22 protein-coding genes are annotated in these 22,304 nt (G+C 61.3%); 15 read left to right on the forward strand and 7 right to left on the reverse strand.

The window, feature by feature from the left end; all coding sequences use genetic code 11:
• The first annotated feature begins 92 nt into the window (after positions 1 to 92).
• Genes BJF89_RS14075 through BJF89_RS14100 form a run of 6 tightly spaced genes read left to right on the forward strand, consistent with a single transcriptional unit; the run spans position 93 to position 5,296 of the window.
• Positions 93 to 1,265, forward strand: coding sequence for an acyl-CoA dehydrogenase (locus BJF89_RS14075; protein WP_075815737.1), 1,173 nt, complete (start codon positions 93 to 95; stop codon positions 1,263 to 1,265).
• A gap of 31 nt (positions 1,266 to 1,296) precedes the next feature.
• Entirely contained in the window at positions 1,297 to 1,659 is a 363-nt protein-coding gene (locus BJF89_RS14080; protein ID WP_075815738.1) for a hypothetical protein, read from the forward strand.
• Between the two features lie 24 nt (positions 1,660 to 1,683).
• Positions 1,684 to 3,009, forward strand: a complete 1,326-nt coding sequence (locus tag BJF89_RS14085) for a Rieske 2Fe-2S domain-containing protein (RefSeq protein WP_075815739.1) — start codon at positions 1,684 to 1,686, stop codon at positions 3,007 to 3,009.
• Positions 2,969 to 3,526 (forward strand): aromatic-ring-hydroxylating dioxygenase subunit beta, encoded by a 558-nt coding sequence (locus BJF89_RS14090; RefSeq protein ID WP_083650845.1) that lies wholly within the window; start codon positions 2,969 to 2,971, stop codon positions 3,524 to 3,526. The genes BJF89_RS14085 and BJF89_RS14090 overlap by 41 nt, the downstream gene beginning before the upstream one ends.
• Positions 3,527 to 3,542: 16 nt before the next feature.
• The gene (locus tag BJF89_RS14095; RefSeq protein WP_075815740.1) at positions 3,543 to 4,304 is read left to right on the forward strand and encodes an SDR family NAD(P)-dependent oxidoreductase; all 762 of its coding nucleotides are present in this window, start codon (positions 3,543 to 3,545) and stop codon (positions 4,302 to 4,304) included.
• A 41-nt stretch (positions 4,305 to 4,345) separates the two neighbouring features.
• Entirely contained in the window at positions 4,346 to 5,296 is a 951-nt protein-coding gene (locus BJF89_RS14100; protein ID WP_075815741.1) for a PDR/VanB family oxidoreductase, read from the forward strand.
• A 77-nt stretch (positions 5,297 to 5,373) separates the two neighbouring features.
• Here the strand turns inward: BJF89_RS14100 and BJF89_RS14105 are convergent, their stop codons facing one another.
• The 3 genes from BJF89_RS14105 to BJF89_RS14115 are packed head-to-tail and all read right to left on the reverse strand — an operon-like array spanning position 5,374 to position 7,606.
• Positions 5,374 to 5,988, reverse strand: a complete 615-nt coding sequence (locus BJF89_RS14105) for a response regulator transcription factor (RefSeq protein ID WP_075815903.1) — start codon at positions 5,986 to 5,988, stop codon at positions 5,374 to 5,376.
• The gene (locus tag BJF89_RS14110) at positions 5,988 to 6,284 is read right to left on the reverse strand and encodes a hypothetical protein (protein ID WP_075815742.1); all 297 of its coding nucleotides are present in this window, start codon (positions 6,282 to 6,284) and stop codon (positions 5,988 to 5,990) included. The genes BJF89_RS14105 and BJF89_RS14110 overlap by 1 nt, the downstream gene beginning before the upstream one ends.
• Positions 6,278 to 7,606, reverse strand: a complete 1,329-nt coding sequence (locus tag BJF89_RS14115; protein ID WP_075815743.1) for an amidase — start codon at positions 7,604 to 7,606, stop codon at positions 6,278 to 6,280. Before BJF89_RS14115 ends, BJF89_RS14110 begins: the two co-directional genes overlap by 7 nt.
• Before the next feature lie 360 nt (positions 7,607 to 7,966).
• On the opposite strand from BJF89_RS14115, the gene BJF89_RS14120 reads away from it, so the two are divergent.
• The 6 genes from BJF89_RS14120 (at position 7,967) to BJF89_RS14145 (ending at position 14,169) form a co-directional block, all read left to right on the forward strand.
• Positions 7,967 to 9,145, forward strand: a complete 1,179-nt coding sequence (locus BJF89_RS14120; protein ID WP_075815744.1) for a flavin reductase family protein — start codon at positions 7,967 to 7,969, stop codon at positions 9,143 to 9,145.
• 51 nt (positions 9,146 to 9,196) lie between these two features.
• Entirely contained in the window at positions 9,197 to 9,757 is a 561-nt protein-coding gene (locus BJF89_RS14125; protein WP_075815745.1) for a nuclear transport factor 2 family protein, read from the forward strand.
• A 141-nt stretch (positions 9,758 to 9,898) separates the two neighbouring features.
• Positions 9,899 to 10,978: a TRAP transporter substrate-binding protein DctP gene (dctP, locus tag BJF89_RS14130; protein WP_139312079.1), complete on the forward strand. Its 1,080-nt coding sequence runs from the start codon at positions 9,899 to 9,901 to the stop codon at positions 10,976 to 10,978.
• Entirely contained in the window at positions 10,975 to 11,604 is a 630-nt protein-coding gene (locus BJF89_RS14135; RefSeq protein WP_075815746.1) for a TRAP transporter small permease subunit, read from the forward strand. The genes dctP and BJF89_RS14135 overlap by 4 nt, the downstream gene beginning before the upstream one ends.
• 3 nt (positions 11,605 to 11,607) lie before the next feature.
• A complete protein-coding gene (locus BJF89_RS14140) occupies positions 11,608 to 12,939 on the forward strand; it encodes a TRAP transporter large permease subunit (protein WP_075815747.1) in 1,332 nt (443 codons plus the stop codon).
• Positions 12,940 to 13,038: 99 nt separating this feature from the next.
• Positions 13,039 to 14,169 carry a class II histone deacetylase gene (locus BJF89_RS14145; RefSeq protein ID WP_075815748.1) on the forward strand — a complete coding sequence of 377 codons (1,131 nt, stop codon included), beginning with the start codon at positions 13,039 to 13,041 and terminating at the stop codon, positions 14,167 to 14,169.
• Here the strand turns inward: BJF89_RS14145 and BJF89_RS14150 are convergent, their stop codons facing one another.
• The 3 genes from BJF89_RS14150 to BJF89_RS14160 are packed head-to-tail and all read right to left on the reverse strand — an operon-like array spanning position 14,170 to position 17,937.
• On the reverse strand, positions 14,170 to 15,132 hold the full coding sequence (locus BJF89_RS14150) for a helix-turn-helix transcriptional regulator (protein WP_075815749.1): 963 nt from the start codon (positions 15,130 to 15,132) through the stop codon (positions 14,170 to 14,172).
• 13 nt (positions 15,133 to 15,145) lie between these two features.
• Positions 15,146 to 16,339: an MFS transporter gene (locus tag BJF89_RS14155; protein ID WP_139312081.1), complete on the reverse strand. Its 1,194-nt coding sequence runs from the start codon at positions 16,337 to 16,339 to the stop codon at positions 15,146 to 15,148.
• 38 nt (positions 16,340 to 16,377) lie between these two features.
• On the reverse strand, positions 16,378 to 17,937 hold the full coding sequence (locus tag BJF89_RS14160; RefSeq protein WP_075815750.1) for a GMC family oxidoreductase: 1,560 nt from the start codon (positions 17,935 to 17,937) through the stop codon (positions 16,378 to 16,380).
• Positions 17,938 to 18,377: 440 nt separating this feature from the next.
• Here BJF89_RS14160 and hisD point away from each other — a divergent pair, with 440 nt between their 5' ends.
• Genes hisD through BJF89_RS14175 form a run of 3 tightly spaced genes read left to right on the forward strand, consistent with a single transcriptional unit; the run spans position 18,378 to position 21,218 of the window.
• The gene (gene hisD, locus BJF89_RS14165) at positions 18,378 to 19,691 is read left to right on the forward strand and encodes a histidinol dehydrogenase (RefSeq protein WP_075815751.1); all 1,314 of its coding nucleotides are present in this window, start codon (positions 18,378 to 18,380) and stop codon (positions 19,689 to 19,691) included.
• Positions 19,678 to 20,484, forward strand: a complete 807-nt coding sequence (locus BJF89_RS14170; RefSeq protein WP_075815752.1) for an SDR family NAD(P)-dependent oxidoreductase — start codon at positions 19,678 to 19,680, stop codon at positions 20,482 to 20,484. The genes hisD and BJF89_RS14170 overlap by 14 nt, the downstream gene beginning before the upstream one ends.
• Positions 20,481 to 21,218 (forward strand): HpcH/HpaI aldolase/citrate lyase family protein, encoded by a 738-nt coding sequence (locus BJF89_RS14175; protein WP_075815753.1) that lies wholly within the window; start codon positions 20,481 to 20,483, stop codon positions 21,216 to 21,218. Before BJF89_RS14170 ends, BJF89_RS14175 begins: the two co-directional genes overlap by 4 nt.
• Positions 21,219 to 21,255: 37 nt before the next feature.
• On the opposite strand, the gene BJF89_RS14180 is transcribed toward BJF89_RS14175, so the two are convergent.
• Positions 21,256 to 22,251, reverse strand: coding sequence for a LacI family DNA-binding transcriptional regulator (locus BJF89_RS14180; protein ID WP_075815754.1), 996 nt, complete (start codon positions 22,249 to 22,251; stop codon positions 21,256 to 21,258).
• Positions 22,252 to 22,304 lie beyond the last annotated feature (53 nt).

The following is a 22,304-nucleotide window of genomic DNA, read 5'->3' on the forward strand; positions in this document are numbered from 1 at the left end:
GTACCCGGGGCACGGGATTTACCGATAGTCAGGCGGCTCGGCGAAAACATAACGTCAGAGGTGGATAATTCACAGAGACATCTGGAGGACTAGTGCTACTCGACCGAGTTCGATTCACCACCCAGGCTGCTCCTGCAGGCCCGGAACGCCAGGCTGCGTTCGATCACGCACTGTCCGTGCTCCGTGAGCGGAGAGACGAGTTCACACAGCTCGGACACGTACCCAAAGACTATGTCGACCTCCTCGTCAAGGCCGGCCTGTACAGGGCCTCGACCCCTGCGACCTTCGGCGGTGAACCCCAGCCTCCTGCCGAGTTCATGCGCCAGATCGAAGAAATCTCCGCCATCGATCCCTCTACCGGCTGGGTCGCCAGTTTCGGCTCGGCGCTGACATATTTCTCCGCCCTACCCTATGAAACTCAGGAAAACCTCTATGCAGAGAGTGTCGACGTCGTTTTCGCCGGCGGCATGTTCCCGATGATTGAGGCGGAGAAAGTCGACGGCGGTTGGATCGCCAACGGGACCTGGTTCTTCGCGTCAGGGTGCAAAGGGGCGGACATTCTGGGAATCGGGCTGCGCGGTGGCCCGGAGACAGCGGGGCGTCCGCTGACTGCACTCGTCCACCCCGAAGACGTCGAGATCGTCGAGAACTGGGACGTAGCCGGCATGAAGTCGACCGGTTCGCACAATGTCCGGGTTACTGACCTGTTCATTCCCGACGAACTTACCTTCATCCGAGGAGGAACTCCGACGGTTGATGAGCCCCTGACCCGGTATCCGGCGCTCGCCTATGCCGCGCAGGTTCTGGCGGTGACCGCACTGGGAGCCGGTCGGGGCGCACTCGACTTCGTCCGTGACACCGGTTCTGCGAACGCATCGGTCACCGGCGGCCCGGCCAAGGGGAACCGTCCTGTCTACAAGCTCGGGCTCGCACACGCCGAAGCGAACCTGCGTTCCGCCCGGGCATTCTTCTACGAGACCACGGAAACCGTCTGGGACAAGGCGGTCACAGGTGACGACATCACCGTTGAGGACCAGGCGCTGCTGCGGATTGCCGCATCGCATGCCGCCCAAGTAGGTCGCGAGGCAGCGATGACCGCGTTCGACCTTGCCGGCACCGGAGCCATCTTCAATGGACATCCCTTGCAACGTTTCCTCCAGGACGGGCTCGTTCCCGCACAGCACGCGATGCTCCAGGAGAACACCTTCGAGGCCGGCGGAGCACTGCTCCTGGGGTTGGAAGCGACGATCCCCAGTTTCCCCTGACCAACCAGAATTTTTACCGAGAAGAGAGATCATGACGGATTCACAGCTCCGCACATTGTTCTGCGTCGGAAACAACCAGAACTTCTTCGATCTGCCGAAGGACGACATCGGCAAGGTCTGGATCGCTACCCAGACGTTTCTGACCCAGCTCCGTGACATTGACGGGGTCGACATCATCGGGACCTTCGACGACGACGCCCACATGGTCGGGCCGTCGACCGGCTGGCCCTGGACGTTCTACATCCTGGCCGATGTCCGGGACCAGCCGACGGTGAAGGACGCATGCAACCTCCTGCGGACCGTGATGGTTGAGGACCATGCTCTGTGGCGCTACTTCACCATCGAGGCCCGCATGGGCAGGGAACTGACCATCCGCGATGACGTCACACTCTGACGACGCCTGAGAGAGGACCTACCAATGACTATCCCCACACGGATCCCCAGCAGCTCGCGCAACAACTTCGCCGCCCTCGTCGAAGATGACCGGGTGGCGGGCCAGCTTTACACCGACCCAGACATCTTCCGCGAGGAAATGAAGAGGATCTTCTACCGCACCTGGGTGTGGGTGGCGCACGAAAGTGAGATCCCCGAGTCCGGCTCATTCAAGACCACGTGGGTGGGTGACCAGCCGGTCATCGTCAACCGTGACCGCAAGGGAAACTTCAACACCTTGCTCAACCGTTGCAGGCACCGGGGTGCGACCGTCTGCGATCAGCGCAGTGGCAAGGCCAACGGCTTCACCTGCCCCTACCACAACTGGTCGTACACCCATGACGGGCGACTGCGTGGTATTCCCTACCCTGACGGATATGAGGGGTTGATCGACAAGAAGGACTTCGGGCTGCAGAAACTGCGCACCGAGAGTTACCTCGGGATGATCTTCGCCACCTTCAACGACGATGTAGAACCCCTCGAGGACTACCTCGGGGACGCAAAGATCTGGATGGACCGTTTTTTCAAGCAGACCAACGGTTTCCCCTGCAAGGTCATCGGTACCCACAAGTTCCGGTTCAAGGGCAACTGGAAGATCCAGCTCGAGAACACGACGGACGGCTACCACTTCCCGATGGTCCACAAGTCGTGGATGGCCTCCGTCGACTCCGAGACAGCCGACATGATGTCTTTCATGGATGACCCGGCCGCAGAAACCCACGCCCTGGGCCACGGGCACAGTGTGAGCGTCATGGCCACCGCTCACATGGATCTTGATGAGGACGACGGAACCGAGGAGATCCAACCGCGGTTCAATCACATCGTCAAGGAACTCGAGGAAGCCGGAGAAAGCCCCGAGAGAATCCGACGCTATATGCGGTCAATGCACGGCTGCGGTTTCAACCTGAACATGTTCCCCAACATCGCCATGTCATCGGCATTCTTCCGGGTGCTTATCCCCATCTCCGTCAACGAAACGGAGATCTGGCACATGGCCCTGGGGATGGACGGAGGCCCGGAGTCGGTCAACCGCGAACGTCTCCGAATCCACGAGCACTTCCAGGGGCCTTTCGGATTCGGCAGCCCGGACGACTCCGAGGGGTGGGACCGCGTCCAGATCGGGGCAGGCGGCAATCCGTCGATGCCGATCATGATCAATCGTGGACTCGGTCGCGAGTACACCACCGACAACGAGAACTGGCCGACCTCACACGTCACCGACGAAACGGGCATGCGTGAGGCGTACTACATGTGGAAGAGGATGATGAGCAATGACGACGCAGACAACTCAGACGACAACCCAGACGCCTGACACCGTGGTGCGTCCGGTGTCCCCCTTTCTCTCTGATGTCCGTGTCCAGAGCGCAATCGAGCTGATCTGGCATGAAGCGGCGCTTCTCGACCGCAAGGACTACCCCACCTGGGAGAAGCTGTTCAGCGACGACGGATACTACATCGTTCCCGTCGATCCGGAGACGGAGGACTTCGAGAACTCACTGAACATGATCTACGACGACGCCCGTCTGCGGCACCTTCGCGTCGAGCGGCTTATCCAAGGGTTCTCACCCAGCGCGGTTGCAGCGGCGACCACCGTCCGCACGGTTTCCCGGTTCGAGGTCCTGGAGGTGTCGGACAGTGATGTCGTGATCCGTTCGGCACAGATCATCACCGCACACAAACGTAATGAAACCCGGAACCTGGGCGCCGAGATGACCCACCGGATCCGGCTGGCCGCCAACGGTCACAACGGCACCGATCTCATTGTCCAGAAGGTCGCCCGTCTCATCGACAGCCAGGACGCCATCGGCGCCGCCGGCTTCCTGATCTAGAAAGGTCCTGACAGACATGACCGACAACGCACCACGCACCCGCCCCGGAGTAGCACTGGTGACCGGCGCGGCCGGCGGGCTCGGCAGCTTCATCACGCGTCGTCTCCACGCCGACGGACACAAGGTGGTCGTCACCGGACGCAATATGGAGAAGACGACGGCACTCGCGAGCGAGCTCTCGCCCGACGGTTCCTCCGCGCTCGCGGTCGAGCTCGACGTCTCCCGCAAGGAGGGGTTCACCAACGCTCTCGACCGAGTCACCGATGTCTGGGGAACTCCGACGATCCTCGTCAACAATGCGGCGGTCACCCGCGCCGCCGACGTGTTTGAGCTGGACACCGACGAGTTCGACGAGGTACTCACAACGAATGCCAACAGCATCTTCTTCGGCTGTCAGGTGTTCGGCCCTGCCATGGCGGAACACGGTTACGGGCGCATCGTCAATCAGGCATCCCTCGCCGGCCAGAACGGCGGCACCGCGACCGGAGCACATTACGCGGCTTCCAAAGGCGCCATCCTGACGACGACGAAGATCTTCGCCAAGGAACTCGCTGCGTCAGGGGTGACCGTCAACGCCATCTCCCCCGGCCCCCACGACGTCTCTATCGTGCACGACACCGTGGGCCACAAGATGGATCAGATCGTCGAGGGGATTCCTGTCCACCGGCTGGGCAGCCCCGAATTCATCGCGGACACCGTGTCACTGCTGACGCAGCCGAACGCCTACTTCGTCACGGGTGCCTGCTGGGACATCAACGGGGGACTGTACCTCCGGTAAGGCGCTTCCGCTTCACCGCACAATCACGACAGGGAAGAACCATGGGACTCAAGGAAGTCGTCGTGGCGGACATCGTCCACGAGACACCGACCATCATCTCCATCTACCTGAGCATGCCAGACGGCACCCCGATAGGGCACTACACCCCGGGAGCACACATCGATGTCGAGGGGCCGACCGCCATCACGAGACAGTACTCGCTGTGCGGTCGTCCGGACGGAGATGACGCTTACGTAGTCGCGGTGAAACGCGAGGACGACTCCCGGGGCGGATCAGCCGCCCTGCACACCCTGAAGGTCGGCGACCGACTCAAGATATCTGAACCCCGGAACCTCATCGGTATGGCTGAGGAGGCGACCCACCACATTCTCATCGCCGGAGGAATCGGTATCACCCCCATGCACAGCCTGGCGCGGTACATGGATGTCCGTGACATCAGCTTCGAACTCCACTACTTCGCATCCTCGGAGGAAGATGCGGCGTTTCTCCCGATCCTCCAGGAGAAATGCCCTGAGAAGCTTCACGCCCACCTGGGAATCAGCAGGGACGATCAGACCGAAATCCTGGAACGGCTGCGCGATGAGGCGCCTGCCGGGAGCCACGTCTATCTGTGCGGTCCCCAGGGATTCATGGACAAGGTCACCGGTATCGTCTCCGAGAAGTTCCGCGACAACGAGATTCACTTCGAGAACTTCCATGCCGGCGAGCAGGTGGATGCGTCAGAGAACACGGCATTCGTCGTGGAACTCGAGGGCGAGGAATTCGATATCCCCACGGACCGGAGCATCGTGGACGTACTCAATGAGGGTGGCGCAGAAATCGACACGTCCTGCAGGGAGGGGATCTGCGGCACCTGCATCATGGAAGTGCTCGAAGGGATCCCTGATCACCGGGACAACGTCCTGACGGCCGCGGAACGGGAGGCTAATGAGACCATGGCGGTGTGTATATCCCGGTCGAAGTCGCCGAAGCTTGTCCTCGACTACTTCTGATGCCATCGCACTCGCCTGGTGGTACGAAGACAGCCCCGTGGTTCCACCGCGGGGCTGTCGCGCATGTGGTGAAAGGGTCAGAGCGGAGTGTCGTAACGCAGAATGTCCCGGACGAAGGTGCCGATGCTGTCGGCACCGGTCTTCGTCTTGATACGGGTCCGGTGAACATCAACCGTTTTGACGCTCATGCCGAGGCGTCTGCCGATCGACTTGCTCGGTAGCCCTTCCACCACCATAGCGAGAACCTCACGTTCCCGTGGAGTGAGCATCTCGACCTTTCTGGAGACATCTGCCTTACTCCTGTAGCGGTCGAAATTCCTCTGTGCATTCTCCACTCCCAGTTGCACGGCATCGAGGAGTTTCTGCGGATCATAAGGCTTCTCCAGGAAATCCTGGGCTCCGGCTTTGATGGTGTCGACCGACATACGGATATCGCCGTGCGCGGACACAAAAATGATCGATACATAGGGAGCGATATCGGCGAGCTTCTCCTGGAGACGGGGACCGCTCATTTCCGGCATCCGGACATCGAGGACGATACACGCTGGGCGGGTCCTGTCGAACCGTCCAAGGAACTCCGCGGCACTATGGCACACGACACTGTCTATGCACGCGCTGTCCAACAGCCAGGCAACAGAGTCGCACAGACCTGGATCATCGTCGACGATGTAGACGACCGGCGCAGTCTCCATCAGTCCCACGCGGCCTCTGCGGTCCAGTAATGCATGCCGAAGTCACTGACGTGGTGTTCCCAGGGCGTGGTGCGGACGAGATCAGGCTCCTCCTGCCGGACGGACTCGTCCGCAGCTTCCGGCCCGTCTGCCTCCACCGTCCAGTGAACCCAGTTGACCTCACGGCCGAGTTCATCGTGGACGAACAGGTCGACATGGTGCCAGCCGTAGATGAACTTGTCTCCGTAACAGGTGAGGAACATCCGGTGGTGGTTGATCGGGCGTGGGCGGATCAAAGTATCTGACGCGGTTACCATTTCATCTCCTTGAGAGTGGGGGTTCCGTCGGCCGAGCCGAACGAGGGAAGGTCCCGAAGTAGCGGCTCCAGAGACTCCCCGAGTCTCAGAAGCAGTGCCTCGCTCCCCTTGGGGCCGATGACCTGAATACCGAGGGGCATTCCGGTGGTGGTGCGTGCACCGGGCACCGTGAGCACCGGGAGGCCGAGCAGCTGCCAGGGCCGGCTGAGCTCCGGTGAGCCAGTCCCGGTGGTCATCAACGGTGCCGGTCCTTTCGCTGCTGGCCCGATAATCAGACCCGTGGTCCCGAGACAACGAGTTAGCGCCGTCAGCGACACATCCCGACGGAACAGGGCGTCACTGACATCCTGTTCCTCGACCATGTCACCGTCGTCGAACAGTTGCCGGAGCTGGGAACTCACCTCGTCCCTCCCCGGGCCGAGCCGCCGGCCCAATCCAGCGGCGGCCTCATAGGCCATAACCGTTCGATGGTCGTCGACCAGTGTTCGAATATGGTCGTCCCAGTCCAGCGGAGACGAGTCGACACCGAGTTCGTCGAGTAGCCGGGGCAGCACCCGAAGAAGCTGCATCATGGTGCTGTCGAGGTTCAGCATCCCGGACCCTTCCCAGAGGAAAGCGGAGGTGGCGGAGAGCACGTCGCCGTGATCCACTGCATCATCCGCTGAACTGTCGAAGAACGCTCTGTGGACGAAGGCGAGATCTTCGACGGAACGGGCGAGGAATCCTAGAGAATCCAATGTGTCGCTCAACCCGGTGACGCCGGCAAGGGACGTCGCCCCGTGGGTAAGGACCATGCCTGCAACTCCGCAGAAAGAGGCTGGGCGGGTCAGGGACCCTGCTGTCTGCGTTCCGAGGGCAAACGGGATCGTACCGGCTCCGACAGCGGCAGCGGACCCACTCGACGATCCGCCGGGAGTCGCCTGATCATTGAATGGATTGGTCGTTGGGCCCGGTGAAAAGTAGCCGTACTCGGTGGTCACGGTCTTGCCTTGGACGACCGCTCCCAGTTCTCTCAGGCGTGCGACACACGCAGCGTCCCGGTCCTTCGGTGCCGCGTCAGACGTCGGCGAGCCACACCGCGTGGGGTGCCCCCGCACGTCAATGATGTCTTTGACGCCTATTGACAGTCCCGCCAACGGCCCGTCTACGGGAACGGCGTCCCGCTCGTCGAGGTCTGTGAGTTCAACCCACGCTTTCAGGCGGGGCTCATACCTCGTGATCTCTCGGCGGTGCTGAACTGCACTGTCGTGGGCGGAAACACTCCCGTCGTGGATGTCTCCCACACGGTGCTCCACCGACTGCGTCCGGTGTGCGAGCGTCATGCTGATTTCCTTCCTTCGAAGACCTGCCTCCGTGACCGCGCCACCCGTCGGGAACGTCATGTGACGGCAATCACTCACGGATCTTGTGGAATCCAAGATTATTACACGTCGCCACGGTCTGCCTACTTTTGGCAGGTAAAGGTAACCCGCACAAACCAACAAAGGCTACCCTTTCCTTATGTATATGACGATCCGCGGTCGTCGACACCCTCATTACGCCTGGCGCATCCCTCCTCACTATCTAAAGGTTTCCCCTGTAGTGCCGTAGGCACCCCTGCCCTAGTTTTGGGTCGTAACCGGACAACAACTCTCCCGGGACTCGCTCATAAAACCGGGTACCGAGGAAAAGGAGTAACCGACATGGGCGATCACCCCGTCTCCACGCAATTCGACCCCCGCACTTTCAGGAACGCCATGGGTCACTACCCCACAGGCGTCGCTGTTGTCACCGGGCGAGCTCAAGACGGAGAACTTCTCGCCATGGTGGTCGGGACATTCTCATCGGTATCCCTAGACCCGCCACTCGTCTCATTCATGCCGATGAAAGCATCGAAGACGTTCAAGAAGATGCAGGAATGCCGCTCATTGTGCATCAACATATTCGGAGGGGAGCAGGAGTCAGAAATGTTGTCCATCGCCCAGCGATGGCAGAACAAACTCGATGGCATCGACTGGTACCCTTCACCGGCCGGGGATCCCATTCTGAAGAAGTCCATCGCCTGGATTGACACGACGATCTCCGAGACCATCGAGGCCGGAGATCACTGGATCGTCCTGTGCCGCGTGCATGACCTGGAAGTCACCAATCCAGTAGCGCCACTACTTTTTTTCCAGGGAGGATACGGAAGTTTCGTCGGATCCACGATGATGGGGCGCCTCCGTCATGACTCGCTTCCCGCTATTCACGCTGCGCACGGCGCGGACAGTGACCTCGAGAAACTCGCCGAATCGATCGGTTGTGAAGTCATCGTGTACGCCGCGTTAAGCGAGGATGAGTTCGCTACGGTCTATTCGGCACTGGGTCCCGGGGTGTCACCGGAGCACCGGTTCGCGAGCCGGGTACCGATCGTGCCGCCAATCGGCGACACCTACCTTTTCGACAAACCCCAGGAGGTCCGCGACAGGTGGCTCGCCAAGCTCGGCGATCCGCCTGACGAGGTACGCAGGAATCACTGTCGCCGCCTCGAGATGCTGAACGACAACGGGTACGTCATCTCCCATCTGCCAGAGGAAGGCAGTGCCGCATACGAGCAGATGATCGAGGCAACGAAAGAGTACCTGAAAGGCCCCCTGACTCCCTTCGCGGAGAGAACCATCCGCGAACTGATCGGGAGCACCACCGTGGACTACACCCATAGAGAGATCACCGCCGGGAAAAGCTACAACATCGGATCCATCGTCTTTCCCGTTCGTGATCCGGGCGGTGAACACACGATGACCCTTCGCCTGGCACAGCTTCCCCAGGGCGTCGACGGAGCGACCGTCACCGACTGGATAGCCCTGGCACAGGCGGTTGTCCATCGCATCGAGAACGACTGAACACCAGGCTTTTCACAAGACCCCCACGAATAACTCACCCAAGGAGTCCCCATGCAGCAAGACACCAATTCCATCATCGAAAAACTCGCCGCCCGGATTGACCTCCTGGAGGCCGAAGCCGACATCCGCCGCGTACAGGCACGCTACATGATGCTGTGCGACACCCCGTGTCCCGTGTACCCCGCCGTGAGCGACCAGGAACGTATCGAGCTCGTCCTCGATCTCTACACCGACGATGCCGTCTGGGAAGGGGTCGGCGAATACTACACAGGCCAGTTCGGGCGAGCGGAGGGGAAGGATGCGATCAGGGCGCATTTCAACCGGTTCTGGCCGGAAAACCAGGACCCCAAGCTCATACTCAACGCGCACTATCTGACCTCGGAGCAGATATTCGTCGACGGCGACGAAGCCGAAGGTGCCTGGATACACATGCAACCGTGGCTGTTCTCTGACGGTCATGCCCTCCTTCGCTCCAGTCGGCTCAACAATGCCTTCCGCAAAGAGGATGGGAAGTGGAAAGTAACGCGGACACGAACGGAGAATGTCTTCATCTCGGACCTTCCCGATAATTTCGCCGAGAGCTACCCCTCACAATCCGTCCTCTTCAAATAGACACACACTACCTCTACCTAGCGGACTGAAACAGTTCATTCCGTCTTTTCCTCTAAGGAAAAACCCTATATCTCGGTGCGACCACAGGAACGTAGCATAAGCCGCACCACAGACACCGATGACACCACTGCAGGAGGCAGGATGCTCGGCATACTCAGAAAACGACTGTCAGCGATTCTTCTCGTTCCTTTTCTCGTCGCCGGCTGTTCATCCGCTGCCGACGATAACAACGGTGACGTGACGATCACCCTCGCCAGCGGATTCGCGAAGAACCATTCGAACAATGAAGGCGTCTTCATGTTCATTGACCGGTTGAAAGAAACCGCCCCCTGGATCACCGTGGATTTTAAAGGCGGACCTGAGGTCATGGCTCCGAACCTGCTCATCGAAGGGGTTTCCGCCGGTGTCTTCGACATGGGGATCATGCCCGGCGACTACTACGTCGATCAGGTCCCCGCTATGGAACTCGCCCGTTTCACTCCTTTCACTCCGATGGAGGAGCGGGACAACGGAGTCGTGGATATCTACGACGAGATCCATCGAGAACAGCTCGGCGTCACATATCTCGGACGCGCAGTCGCAGGAATGCCCCAGGTAATCCTGAGTAGAGACAATATCGACGGACTCGATCTTCACGGAGCCTCGTACCGCACGTCCTCGGCTACCTCTGGCATGGTCAGTCGCATGCACGGTGTTCCCGTAGACCTGCCGGGCGGAGAGGTCTACACCGCGTTGGAACGCAACGTCGTCTCGGGAGCCACATGGGCATCGGTAGGCCCCTCGAGCCTCGGACTGGAAGGGGTGGTCAATCATGACCTCGCACCCCGGTTCTACGAGTCAGTGGCAAACCTCCTGATGAATGAAGGCGCATGGGACCGCCTCGATGCCCGTACCCAGGCCGCGTTGACTGACACGCTTGCAGAGACCGAACCTGACATCTTCGCCCACTACCTCGACCGGACTGTGGAAGAAACCCAACAATGGCATGACGCCGGTGTCCAGGAGACACGACTCAACGAGGAGGACTCCGAAGCCCTGCTCAAACTCGCTTACATCGACGGCTGGGAGGACCTCGACTGGGACCGTATCCTCGCCACGTCTCCGGCGGCCGCAGATCTTCGGGACGCCTACGACGTTCCTCTCGAGGGCCGAGGCTACGACCGGGTCCCCGGTGGCGCGTTCATCTCCGACACTGAGGAACTTCAGGAGGACATGCAATGAGCTCCGACACTCCCCGCCCCAACGCCCGGAACGTCCCGGCCGACAGTGCTGAGGAAGCACTTGAGGCCCTTCCCGACACCGTCAACGACACCACTGATATCTCGGCGCGTATCTGGTTGCCGGAGCGGCTCCTCGAGTATCTCGGCGCCATCGTGATTCTGGTCCTGACCGTGTTCATCGCCGTCACCGTTGTGATGCGCTTCACAGGCCACGGGGTCCTCGGTGCAGTCGAGCTCTCTGCGTTGGCGATGGTGCTGATTACGGTCCTCGTCATCCCGGCCGCCACCGCCGCCGACGATAACTTCAAGGTCGAGATCCTCGACATGTTCAATCGCCCGGCTCTGGTTGTCGTCGGCCAACTCATCGGCGCGGTCGTACAACTCATCGTGGCGCTGTTCCTCACCTTCAGCGCGCTGGAACTCCTCGTCAATGACTGGACGACGAAAACGACCATGGCAGGAGAGCTGGCGATCCATCGCTACTGGCTGTCCCTGGCGGTGTTCGTGGGGTTCGCGGTGATGCTCCACGCCACGGTCTTCTACCTCATCCGGTCGATCAGAACGGCGCGGGTGTCGTCCCGACGACCGACGTCATCATCAGCCGCGCAGCAGCGAGAGGAAGCCTAGATCATGGAATGGTACATCTTTCTTCCCGTCTACATCCTCGCCCTGATCCTCGTTCTGTTCCTGCGTATTCCCGTGGCCTTCGGCATCTTCGCCGTGGGGATCATCTCATCCCTCCTGATCTTCGGCGACATCGAAGTCACCTCGCGTCTCCTCAGCCTGAGTGTGATCAGCTCAGTCAACAGTTTCACGTTCACGGCGATCCCTCTGTTCATTCTCATGGGTGATGTGCTGTTCCGCGCAAGGATCGCGCAGGATGCCATCGTTGAGATCGCCAAACTTCTCCGACGGGTCCCCGGGCGCCTTCCCATGGTGGCAGTCGCCGGCGGTAGCGCTTTCGGTATTCTCTCCGGTTCCTCCCTGGCGAACACAGCGCTCCTCAGCCGTACGCTGCTTCCGCAGATGAAGTCGGCAGGATACGAGACCCGGCTCTCCGCGGGGTCGATTCTCGCCGCAGGTGGTCTGGCGATGGTGTTTCCACCGAGTGCGCTTGCCATCCTCTGGGGTGGTGTCGCCAATGTCTCGATCGGCCCGCTCCTCATCGCAGGAATCGTCCCCGGCATCCTCATGGCACTCGGGTACGTGACCATCGTCCTGTGGAAGAGCAGGAAAGCCGCAGTCGGTGACTCGTCCCCGGACGCCGCACAGAATCTGCCCCCGCGTCGTACCGGCGCCGAAATCCTCCGAGGTTTCCTCAGCAATCTCCTGTTACCCGGAATCATTGCGGTCACCGTGCTCGTAGTGATCTTCACAGGTATCGCAACTCCCACGGAAGCCGCTGCTTTCGGAGCCCTCGCCTCGATCATCCTCGCCTTCGCCACCGGCCGGTTCTCCGTCAAGGAACTCCTGGGGGCTGGCGTCGGAAGCATCCGTATCACGGGAACAATCTTCATCCTCGTCATGGCATCCACCCTGTATGCCCAGATCATGGCCTACATGGGCGCCACTGCTGGCCTCGTTGCGTGGGTCTCGAGCAGCATCGCCAACGGTGCCTTGATGATCTTCTTGATTGTCGCTCTGCTGGTAATTCTCTCGTGTTTCATCGACCAGGCGTCGATCATGCTGATCACCGCGCCACTGCTCATGCCGATCGTGTCACAGTTCGGTTGGGATCCCGTATGGTTCTCGATCATCGTTCTTGTCACCCTGCAAATCGGCAATATCTCGCCGCCGTTCGGAATGGGACTCTTCGTCATGAAGTCCACGGCACCCTGGTTGCCACTGTTCACGATCTACCGCGCAGCGGTCCCGTGGATCATCTCAGACCTCGTCGTCGTCCTCATTCTCTGCCTGCTGCCCTGGCTGGTGACCTTCCTTCCCCAACTCATGGCTGGCTGACCGGAATACCGTACTTTTCCGGTACAGAGTTCGTTTTCCAGCAAAATACAGTGGGATCATCCCCCAGCTCCACCACACCACCAGACCAGGAGAACCACCATGGCACCACAGCGACGAGTCGGCTACCTCTGGGACACCCTCTACGGATGGGTGGACAGCGGTAGCGGAGGGTTCACACCGGCCGATCCTTCACTCGGTCTCCAGCCCATCAGCCACCACATCGCCCACGCAGACACCAAACGACGATTCCATGAGGCCGTCCAGGTCTCACCGCTGGCAGACGTCCTGTCGCCGATGAAAGCCGGCCTGGCTCAGGAAGACGACCTCCTCCGGGTCCATACCGCTGAACACGTCGAGTGGATCCGCTCCCAGTCGGAGAACACCAAGGGAGGCGACGCCGGCGACGGCGCCAGTCCACTCGGACGAGGCGGGTACGACATCGCACGCCGAGCTTCAGGCGGGGCAATCGACGCCGTGCGCGCTGTAGTGAACGGTGACGTCGACACTGCCTACGCACTCATCAACCCTCCGGGGCATCATGCCGAACGGGCGCGGGGAATGGGCTTCTGTCTGTTCAACAACGTCTCCGTCGCCGCCGCATACGCACGGGACGTACTCGGACTCTCGCGCGTGGCGGTCGTCGACTGGGATGTGCACCACGGCAATGGAACACAGGACATCTGGTGGGAGGATCCCAGCGTCCTCACCATCTCGTTACACCAGGACCGGTGCTTCCCCCCGGAATCGGGCTTCCGGGAGGACAACGGAGCGGGCGCCGGAGCCGGGGCAGCTCTCAACATCCCACTCCCCCCGGGCAGCGGCAACGCCGTCTACGAACGTGCCATGCAGAATGTCGTCATCCCCGCACTCGAGGTGTTCCAGCCCGAACTCATTCTTGTTGCCAGCGGATTCGATGCCTCTGCCATGGATCCCCTCGCCCGGCAGATGGTTACTCAGCGAGGATTCAAAACGCTGACCCGCCTGGTCCTCGAGGCGGCTGACTCGCTGTGTCAGGGCCGCGTCGTATTCATCCAGGAAGGCGGTTACAGCCCCTACTACGTCCCCGTCTGCGGCCTCGGAGTGCTCGAGATCCTCACAGGAGTCGATACTGGATTCGGAGACCCGTACTCCCCTGTCCTGGATCCCCAAGGCGTCGACGACCTGTACGAACACCAACGCATCGAAATCGTGGAGGCCCAGAAGCTCGTGAAGAACGTTCCCCGTCCCTGACTACCGCTTCCCCTGACCCCCTCGGATGATCTGTCCGAGGGGTGCTCTGTCTGGATGGGGCACATACAGTCCTGCACCGAGTGCGATGACCGCAGCTTCGAGTCTGCTCGCCGCTCCCAGTTTCTGTCGGAGCGATCCCAGGTACGACTGCACAGTCCGGCGGCTCAGATGAAGTCGTAACGCTATCTCCGAGTCGGTAGCGCCACAACACAATGCGCTGAGCACCCGCAGCTCTTGTCGAGTGAGCCCACGCAGCGTCGCGGCATCGACTGGCCTCGCCACTATTCTTCCCGGCTGCGCCACATCGACGATGACGAATGATCCATCGACCTCCCAGAGGTGCCCGATGAATGCGAGCGGACTCTGAGAGAAGTCGCGGAGGTGTCTCGCAAAGTCCGGGTCAGCCAATAACCGTTGCTCAGTGGCCGGACGGCCGCCTCGACGCCAGGGCTCGTCGCTTCCGGGAAACATCGCGACAACACTTCCGAGCAATCCGGACACCGCGAGTGCCGCTTGTCTGGGAGCCCCCTCAAACGCTCGCGCCGTCCTGCTGGAGAAATGTGCCATCCCCACAGGCCCCTCGCCGTGGTAAAGAACCAGGGACATCCCCTCTTCGAACCCCTCCTTGGCAAGATGCTCCCGGAACAGTCGGGACGACGTGAAGTCCCCTCCCACACCGGAGGTGGAGATCGTCGGAGGAAGTGGAGCATCATCGCTCACCTCGTATGTGAAACGACGAGCGCCTTCCACGGGAAACATGTGCACCAATGCCCACGCTGTGTTTGCCGAGTAGCCCGTCCTACAGAGCTCCACCGGTTTCAGGCCATGACCGATCCGCAGAATCTGCGCAGCATCGTACGGGATGAGGGGACGGAGGAGGCGCAGGGACATGTCCAGGTCGGTGCGCAGCCTATCCAGGGCGCCCCCGTCGGCCCCGTCAACTCCGTCCTTGCCCCTGTCCATGGCTGCTCCCCCACTACATCTCCACGGCACCACCGCGACGTCCACCGACCACGATACCCACACAGGTAGCGAGGCAGACCGCCGCGAACACGGCGTACACGCTGAACAACCTCGATGCTCCTCCCCCACCGAACACAGCACCACCGACGACCGGGCCGAGGAACGAGCCCACGTATGCCATGGCATTGGTGATGGCGATGACGGTTCCACGGAGCGGTGCGGCTACATGGTTGGTCGCTGCGGCGCTGATCAGGTTCTGGGTTGAATGACCACCGATCCCCAGCAGCGCAACGAATACGGTCGCGGCTGCCATCGCCGTCGGACCTGTCATCAACCCGAGTAGCCCGACCAGGGTCAACGCGGCGCAGACCACAGCGATACGGGCTGGTCCGACCCGGTCGCCCGCAGTCGCGGTGAACCAGGATCCGATGACCGCGGCGCCCGTGAGCACAAATGTCAGGGTGAGCGCCTGGGTCAGGCTGAATCCGCTGCTCCGCATCGCCTCCGCGAGCCACGCATTGAGCCCCAGCCACGTCACGAGGTTGGTCACGCTGGCCAGCGCCACGAAAAGGACGAGAACACGGGTGGCCGGGCGGAAAAGTGCCGTCAGGCGTCGGTAAGGCGCGAGCGTACTGTTCTGCACCTCGTCCGGCTCCCGGATCTGTCCGACGAGCGAGACCGCGAGGATGATCAGCGTCAGGACAGCTCCGGCCCAGTAATTGGACCGCCAACCCCAGTGGGGCATGAGGAAAATACCGAACAACGACGCAAAGACACCGCCGATGGGGACGCCAGCCGTTGTCAACGTAATCACCAGGCTCGCCCGGTTCATTGTCGCGTGGTTGCGCGCCAGTGTCATCGCCGAGGTAAAAGCTGCCCCAATGCCGATACCGGTCACCACTCGGGCAATCCCGATAACCGCGGCATTCGGTGCGACAGCGACAAGAACTGAGCCGAGGGCGAACACCCCTACCGCCACGGACATCAGTCGGTGACGTCCCCACCTGTCCGCGAGCGGACCGCTGATCAGAATACCTGTCAAGCCACCGGCGTAGACGACACCGCCGATGAGCCCGGTGGTCGCCGGGTCGATGGCAAGACCTGGATCATCCAGGAGAAGCGGGACGGTCACGCCGAAGGTGATGAGGTTGTAGCCCTCCATCACCACCACAACCATGCAGAGCAGGATCACCGCCTTACTCGACAAGGGTTGCCTGACGCCTGTTGTGCCTGTTCGTGAGGTAATCACAGTGGTTCTCCGATCGTGGTGGATGTGTGCTCCGCGTTGGTTGTCGAATCGCGGATGATGAACTCTGCTGCGCGTTCTCCGACGAGGATCGCGGCGGCATTGGTATTGCCCGTCGTCACCAGGGGCATGACCGATGCATCTGCCACCCGGAGTCCTCCGAGACCGTGTACTGAGAGGCTGCTCGGATCAACGACAGAACCCCGGTCAAGCCCCATCCGGCATGTCCCCACCTGATGGTGGTAGGTACTGACATGTGACCGCACGTACTGTTCGAGAGCTGAGTCCTCATCCGGAACGCTTTCACCCGGATAGACCTCATGCGCACCCCAGGCCGCCAAAGCATCCGTGCGTCCCATCAGCCGGCACTGTCGCACAGACGCAATGAGCGCACTGACGTCGGCACTGTTGTCGAGTGCTGAGAGATCAATCAGGAGTTCATCGGTCAGACCCGGCCCCGAGAGCCGCACTGAACCCCTGGCCTGTGGACGAACCAAGCCTGCCACCAGAGAGAATCCGTTCTCCGGTCCAGTCATGCCATCGAGATACATCGGGATGGAGAAATGAATCGGCTGAGTGTCCGGTTCCGCAAGACCCGGTCTACTCCGCCAGAAATGGTGGGTCTCTGCAACACCTGTCATCGGTGCCGGAACTGGAGTCGACGTCGTGAAGACCACCGGGACCAGGAGGTGGTCCTGAAGGTTCCGTCCGACGCCAGGCAGGTCGAGCAGAGGCTCCACACCTACTCCGGTGAGCTCGCCGGATGGCCCGATTCCTGACCGCAGCAGGATCGCGGGTGATCCCAATGCACCCGCGGCCAGGATGGTCTCCACGCCGTACAGAGTCTCCGACGTGCCTTCACGGAGATATTCGATGCCAGTCACCGCCCCACCTTCGATGATCAGGCGTTTCACCTCTGCACCGGTGATGACCGTGAGGTTCTCGTGTCCGAGGACCGGTTCAAGATAAGCGTGCCAGGTAGTGAACCGTTTCCCCCGGCGGACGTTCAGCTGCATCCTCGAAATCCCCTCAGGGGCTCCGTCGTTGTAGTCCTCGTCAAACGGAAGGCCGATCTCCAGTCCCGCATCGAGGATGCTCTCCTGGATCGGGTTGACGTCGTACTCCTGGGCCACATCCAGGAGCCCTTCCCTCCCCCGTAGATCTGATCCTGCTCCATCGAACCGCTCGATCCTCCGGAAAGTGGGGAGGACGTCGTCCCAGCTCCAGCCCGCACACCCCAGGTACGACCAGGTGTCGTAGTCCGCCTTCGCTCCGCGGCACCAAATCGTCCCATTCAGCGCGTGTGACCCTCCGGTGACTTTGCCGCGCGGCAGGTGTATTCGCCGCCCGTCGCAGTGTTCCTGGGCAACCGTCTGGAAATCCCAGTCCTCAGGCCCGTGCCACAGGTTGACAGACGACCAGACATCCGCGATCAGTGGGTTATCGTCGTACCCGCCAGCCTCCACCAGGGTCACAGACTTACCGGCGTCAATGAGTCTGCGGGCAATAACGCTGCCCGCGGATCCTGCGCCGACGACGATGTATTCGGTTCTGTCCATGTTTTCCTGCGACTTCCATATTCTCCGCGACATGTGGCGATGCCCTGTGACTCACACCACAACCTTTGTCTGGAGAACAGTAATCAGTGGTCACGACCCTGAGTTGTCCGTGCGTGCTGCTCAATTGGCCTGGAGCGACAAGAGACCACCGGACCTTTCGGGCCCACCATCACATACTCCTGATGAGCGTAGTCATATGACCGCGCACGGCCTGCACCCGCACGCGCGGAAGTCGACAACAACGTCCATAAGATACCTCGCCGAAGATCCAGTAAGACCGAGAGGAAGAACAGCGTAAAACATGCTACTAGCTGGTCCTATGTCGACCTGAAACGGCCAGCACGTGACATTACCAGCCGGAGGCGTAGCGGCATTCGATATAGTTTGTTAGACTTCAGCAATCACATGTACATGCGTATGCATTCGATCGAAAGGCTCCCATGAAGATCATCAAGCAGGGACAGCAGAAGACGTTCGCCGACACAAACCAGGCGAACGTCGAGAAGGCCGTCTCGGACGCCCTCCAGAACGTCCGCGACAACGGTGACACGGCGGTCCGCGAACTCTCCGAGAAGTTCGACAACTGGACACCAGAGTCCTTCCGCCTCACCGACGAGCAGATCGCCGGGTACATCGCTGAACTGGACGACCAGACGCTCGAGGATCTGCACATGGTGCAGAACAACGTGCGCAGGTTCGCCGAAGCCCAGCTTGCGACGATGCAGGACCTTGAGATCGAGACCCAGCCGGGGGTCTTCCTCGGACATCGACACGTCCCTATCGCAGCAACAGGGGCATACATCCCCGGCGGCCGGTACCCGATGATGGCTTCTGCCCACATGACGATCATCACGGCGAAAACAGCCGGTGTTCACCGTGTCGTCGCCTGCACCCCACCGATCCACGGGGAGGTTCCGGCCGCGACCGTTGCCGCCGCGCACTTTGCCGGAGCGGACGAGATTTACGTCCTCGGCGGGGTCCAGGCCATCGCAGCCATGGCGATCGGCACCCCTTCGATCGACCCGGTCAACATGATCGCCGGACCGGGGAATGCCTTCGTCGCTGAAGCCAAACGCCAGATGTTCGGCGAGATCGGCATCGACCTCTTCGCCGGACCGACGGAAGTGCTGATCGTCGCCGACGACACCGCTGATCCACTCACCGTTGCAGTGGACCTCCTGTCCCAGGCTGAACACGGTCCAGAATCGCCCGCCGTCCTGGTCACCACCAGCGACCGTGTCGCCCGGGAGACGGTGGAGAACATCGAGAAGCTTCTACCCCGCATGCCGACGGGGGACACCGCCGGGGACGCCTGGCGTGAATACGGTCAGGTTATCGTCTGTGACGACGAGGACGAGATGTGGGAGGTGTCCAACGGATTCGCCTCCGAGCATGTCCAGATCTTCACCGCTGAGCCCAGGGACGCACTCGACCGCATGCATGACTACGGGGCCCTGTTCCTCGGCGAAGGCACCTGCGTCGCCTACGGCGACAAGGTGATCGGCACCAACCACGTACTGCCTACACTCGGTGCCGCACGCTACACCGGCGGACTCTGGGTCGGGAAGTTCCTCAAGACCTGTACCTTCCAGGAGATTCGAAGTAACGAATCGTCCGGTGAACTGGGACGGTTGTGTGGCCGTGCCGCACGTGTGGAGAACTTCGACGGGCACGGGCGCTCCGGCGACCTGCGTGCTGCGAAGGCCCTCGGCGATTCCTTCGACTGGCTGGAGAACATCGATGCCCGCGCATGACGCCACCACTGTCGCAGACCCGGACACCCGTCTCTATCCTGGCACTGCGCTGGTGACCGGAGGTGGAAGTGGGCTGGGATTCCACATAGCCTCAGCCCTGCGCGCCGAGGGGTATCCGGTGGTGATCACGGGGCGCAATCCCGGGAAACTGTCGGCGGCCGCCGAAGCGCTGTCGGCGGCCCCCGGCCCCGAGGTGCGCTACGTCGTCTGCGATGTGTCTGACCCGGCGGACGTCTCTGCGCTCGCCACGACACTCGCCGGCTCCCCTGTCTCCGTCCTGGTCAACAATGCCGGTATCGGAGGGCCCGTCAAACCCCTGGTGGATATCGACCCCGCTGAATGGGACGAGGTCATCGACATCAATCTCCGGGGTGTGTTCCTCATGTGCCGCGCGTTCGCTCCCGCCATGCAGGAGCGCGGGAACGGCTCCATCCTCAACATCGCCTCCGTGACCGGAAAACGCCCCCTTGAGAACCGCACCCCCTACGCCGCCAGCAAAATGGCCGTGATCGGGCTGACGACCACGCTCTCATTCGAGTTGGGGCGCCACGGCGTCATGGTCAACAGCCTCTCCCCTGGGCCGGTGAACTCCGAACGTATGGACCAGAACTTCGAACGCGAAGCTGCCCTGAGTGGCAGGAGTATCGACGAGGTGGCCGACGCCTTCGTGTCGCGGTCCGCCCTGAACAGGATGGTGACGATGGAGGAGGTGGCCCGCGCAGCCGTCGCAGCCCTGTCCATCCCAGGTTTGACCGGCTCTGACATCGATATCTCCGGAGGAATGATTGCATGAACCTCGAAAAAACCCTCAGAAAACGCATTGCCGCCGGTGATTCCGTGTCCGGCGCACTCTTGCGTATCCCTAATGAAGAACTCGTGGAAATCGCCGCATGCAGCGGCGTGGACTTCATCCTCCTCGACTGCGAACACGGCGCGGACGACGCGGTAGCCATGCGTCAGCACATCGCCGCCGCGGCGATCTTCGGTGTCGAAACCCTCGTCCGCATCGGATCAGGCGACCGCTCCCTCGTGCTGCGCGCCGCCGATGCCGGGGCGTCCGGCATCGTCATCCCCCACGTCGACGACCGGACCCAGGCCGCGGAGGCCGTTCAGTGGGCGCGGTACCGCCCCCTCGGTGACCGCGGATTCGCACTCTACAGCAGGGCCGCACACTACGGCACAATCTCGGCGGCGGAGCACATCCGACGCACCGATGAATCCATGCTGCTCTTCGCGATGATCGAGTCTCCCGTCGCTGCCGCCCGAAGTACCGACATCTTTGAGGTGCCGGGGATCGACGGTTACATGATCGGCACCTCGGATCTCAATGCATCTACGGGGCCGCACGATCCTACGGTAGAGGAGTCAATTCAACAGGTCACCGAGGCCGGCAGGCAACACCGGTCGATCCGTATGGACATCGTCAACTCCGCAGACCAGGCAGTCACAGCAAAAGCAGATGGTGCGCAGGTCATCGTCTACAACACCACGTCGCTACTCGTGGACCTGTTCCGTGCACTTCCGTGACTGTCACTGTCCAAGATTCTGTCAGGGGGACGCTGCCTCAGCTTCCCTCTGTCGGCAATGAGGACCTCGTGACGAAATAGCTCGTGACATGCCGGGTCCGGTATTCCGCCTCGGGTGCAGTGATGCGGTCGAAGAGTAAGTCGACGGCCGAGCGGACGAGTTCGTTGAGATCAAACCCCACCGTTGACAACGAGAACACCGGCCAGGCAGCTTCGGGCAGGTCGTCGAAGCCCACGACAGCAACGTCACCGGGAATCGAAACCCCTGACCGCACTGCCTCGTTCACTGCCCCGATCGCCACCACATCATTACCGCAGACGATGACCTCCGGCGGATCCTCCAGTGCCATCAGAGTTCGGAACCCTCGACCTCCGCTGACGACGTCGAACTCACCCTGTGTCCGGTAGGACGAAGGAACGACAATTCCATGCTCACCGAGAAGCGCGAACAACTGTTCGGCGCGTTGGGTGCCGGTCGTGGCGTTACCCGGACCGAGGATCACTCCGACCTTGGAATAACCCACGGCAACGATCCTCTCCACCATCGCCGTAAGACCAACTGTGACGTCAACAACAGCAGCATCAGCCGGCACTGCCGGCGCGACCCGGTTGAAATAGACGAATGGTACTGAACGTTCCCGGAGTTTGTACGGGACCATTGAATCCGTCGTCGTGGTAGCCAGAATCACCCCGTCGAGCCCAAGTGAGGAGATCCGGGTAATCACCGCATCAACATCCCCGTCATCGGCGATCAGGACAACTTCATGCTGCCTTTCGCTGACCCTGGCCACGACTGGACCGATCATCCGGTGATAAAACTCATTAGTCAGGTCAGTAACCAGCAGACCAATTCTGCTCGTTCGTCCGGAGGAGAGGGCTCGCCCCGCAGCACTGGGAACATAGCCCAATGTCCGCGCAGCGTCCTCGACTTTGGCCCGCGTTTTCCCGGATACGCGTGGGTCGCCCCGCATCGCTCTGGAGACAGTGGGCTGCGACACCCCTGCGAGCCGTGCCACATCGAAACTCGTCACCATTGCAGTTCCTCATCATCTCGTCATCACACGGGCTCGGGCAGCCACCCGGTATT

Origin of the sequence: Corynebacterium sp. CNJ-954, from assembly GCF_001942345.1 — a bacterium.
Classification (GTDB): Bacteria; Actinomycetota; Actinomycetes; order Mycobacteriales; family Mycobacteriaceae; genus Corynebacterium.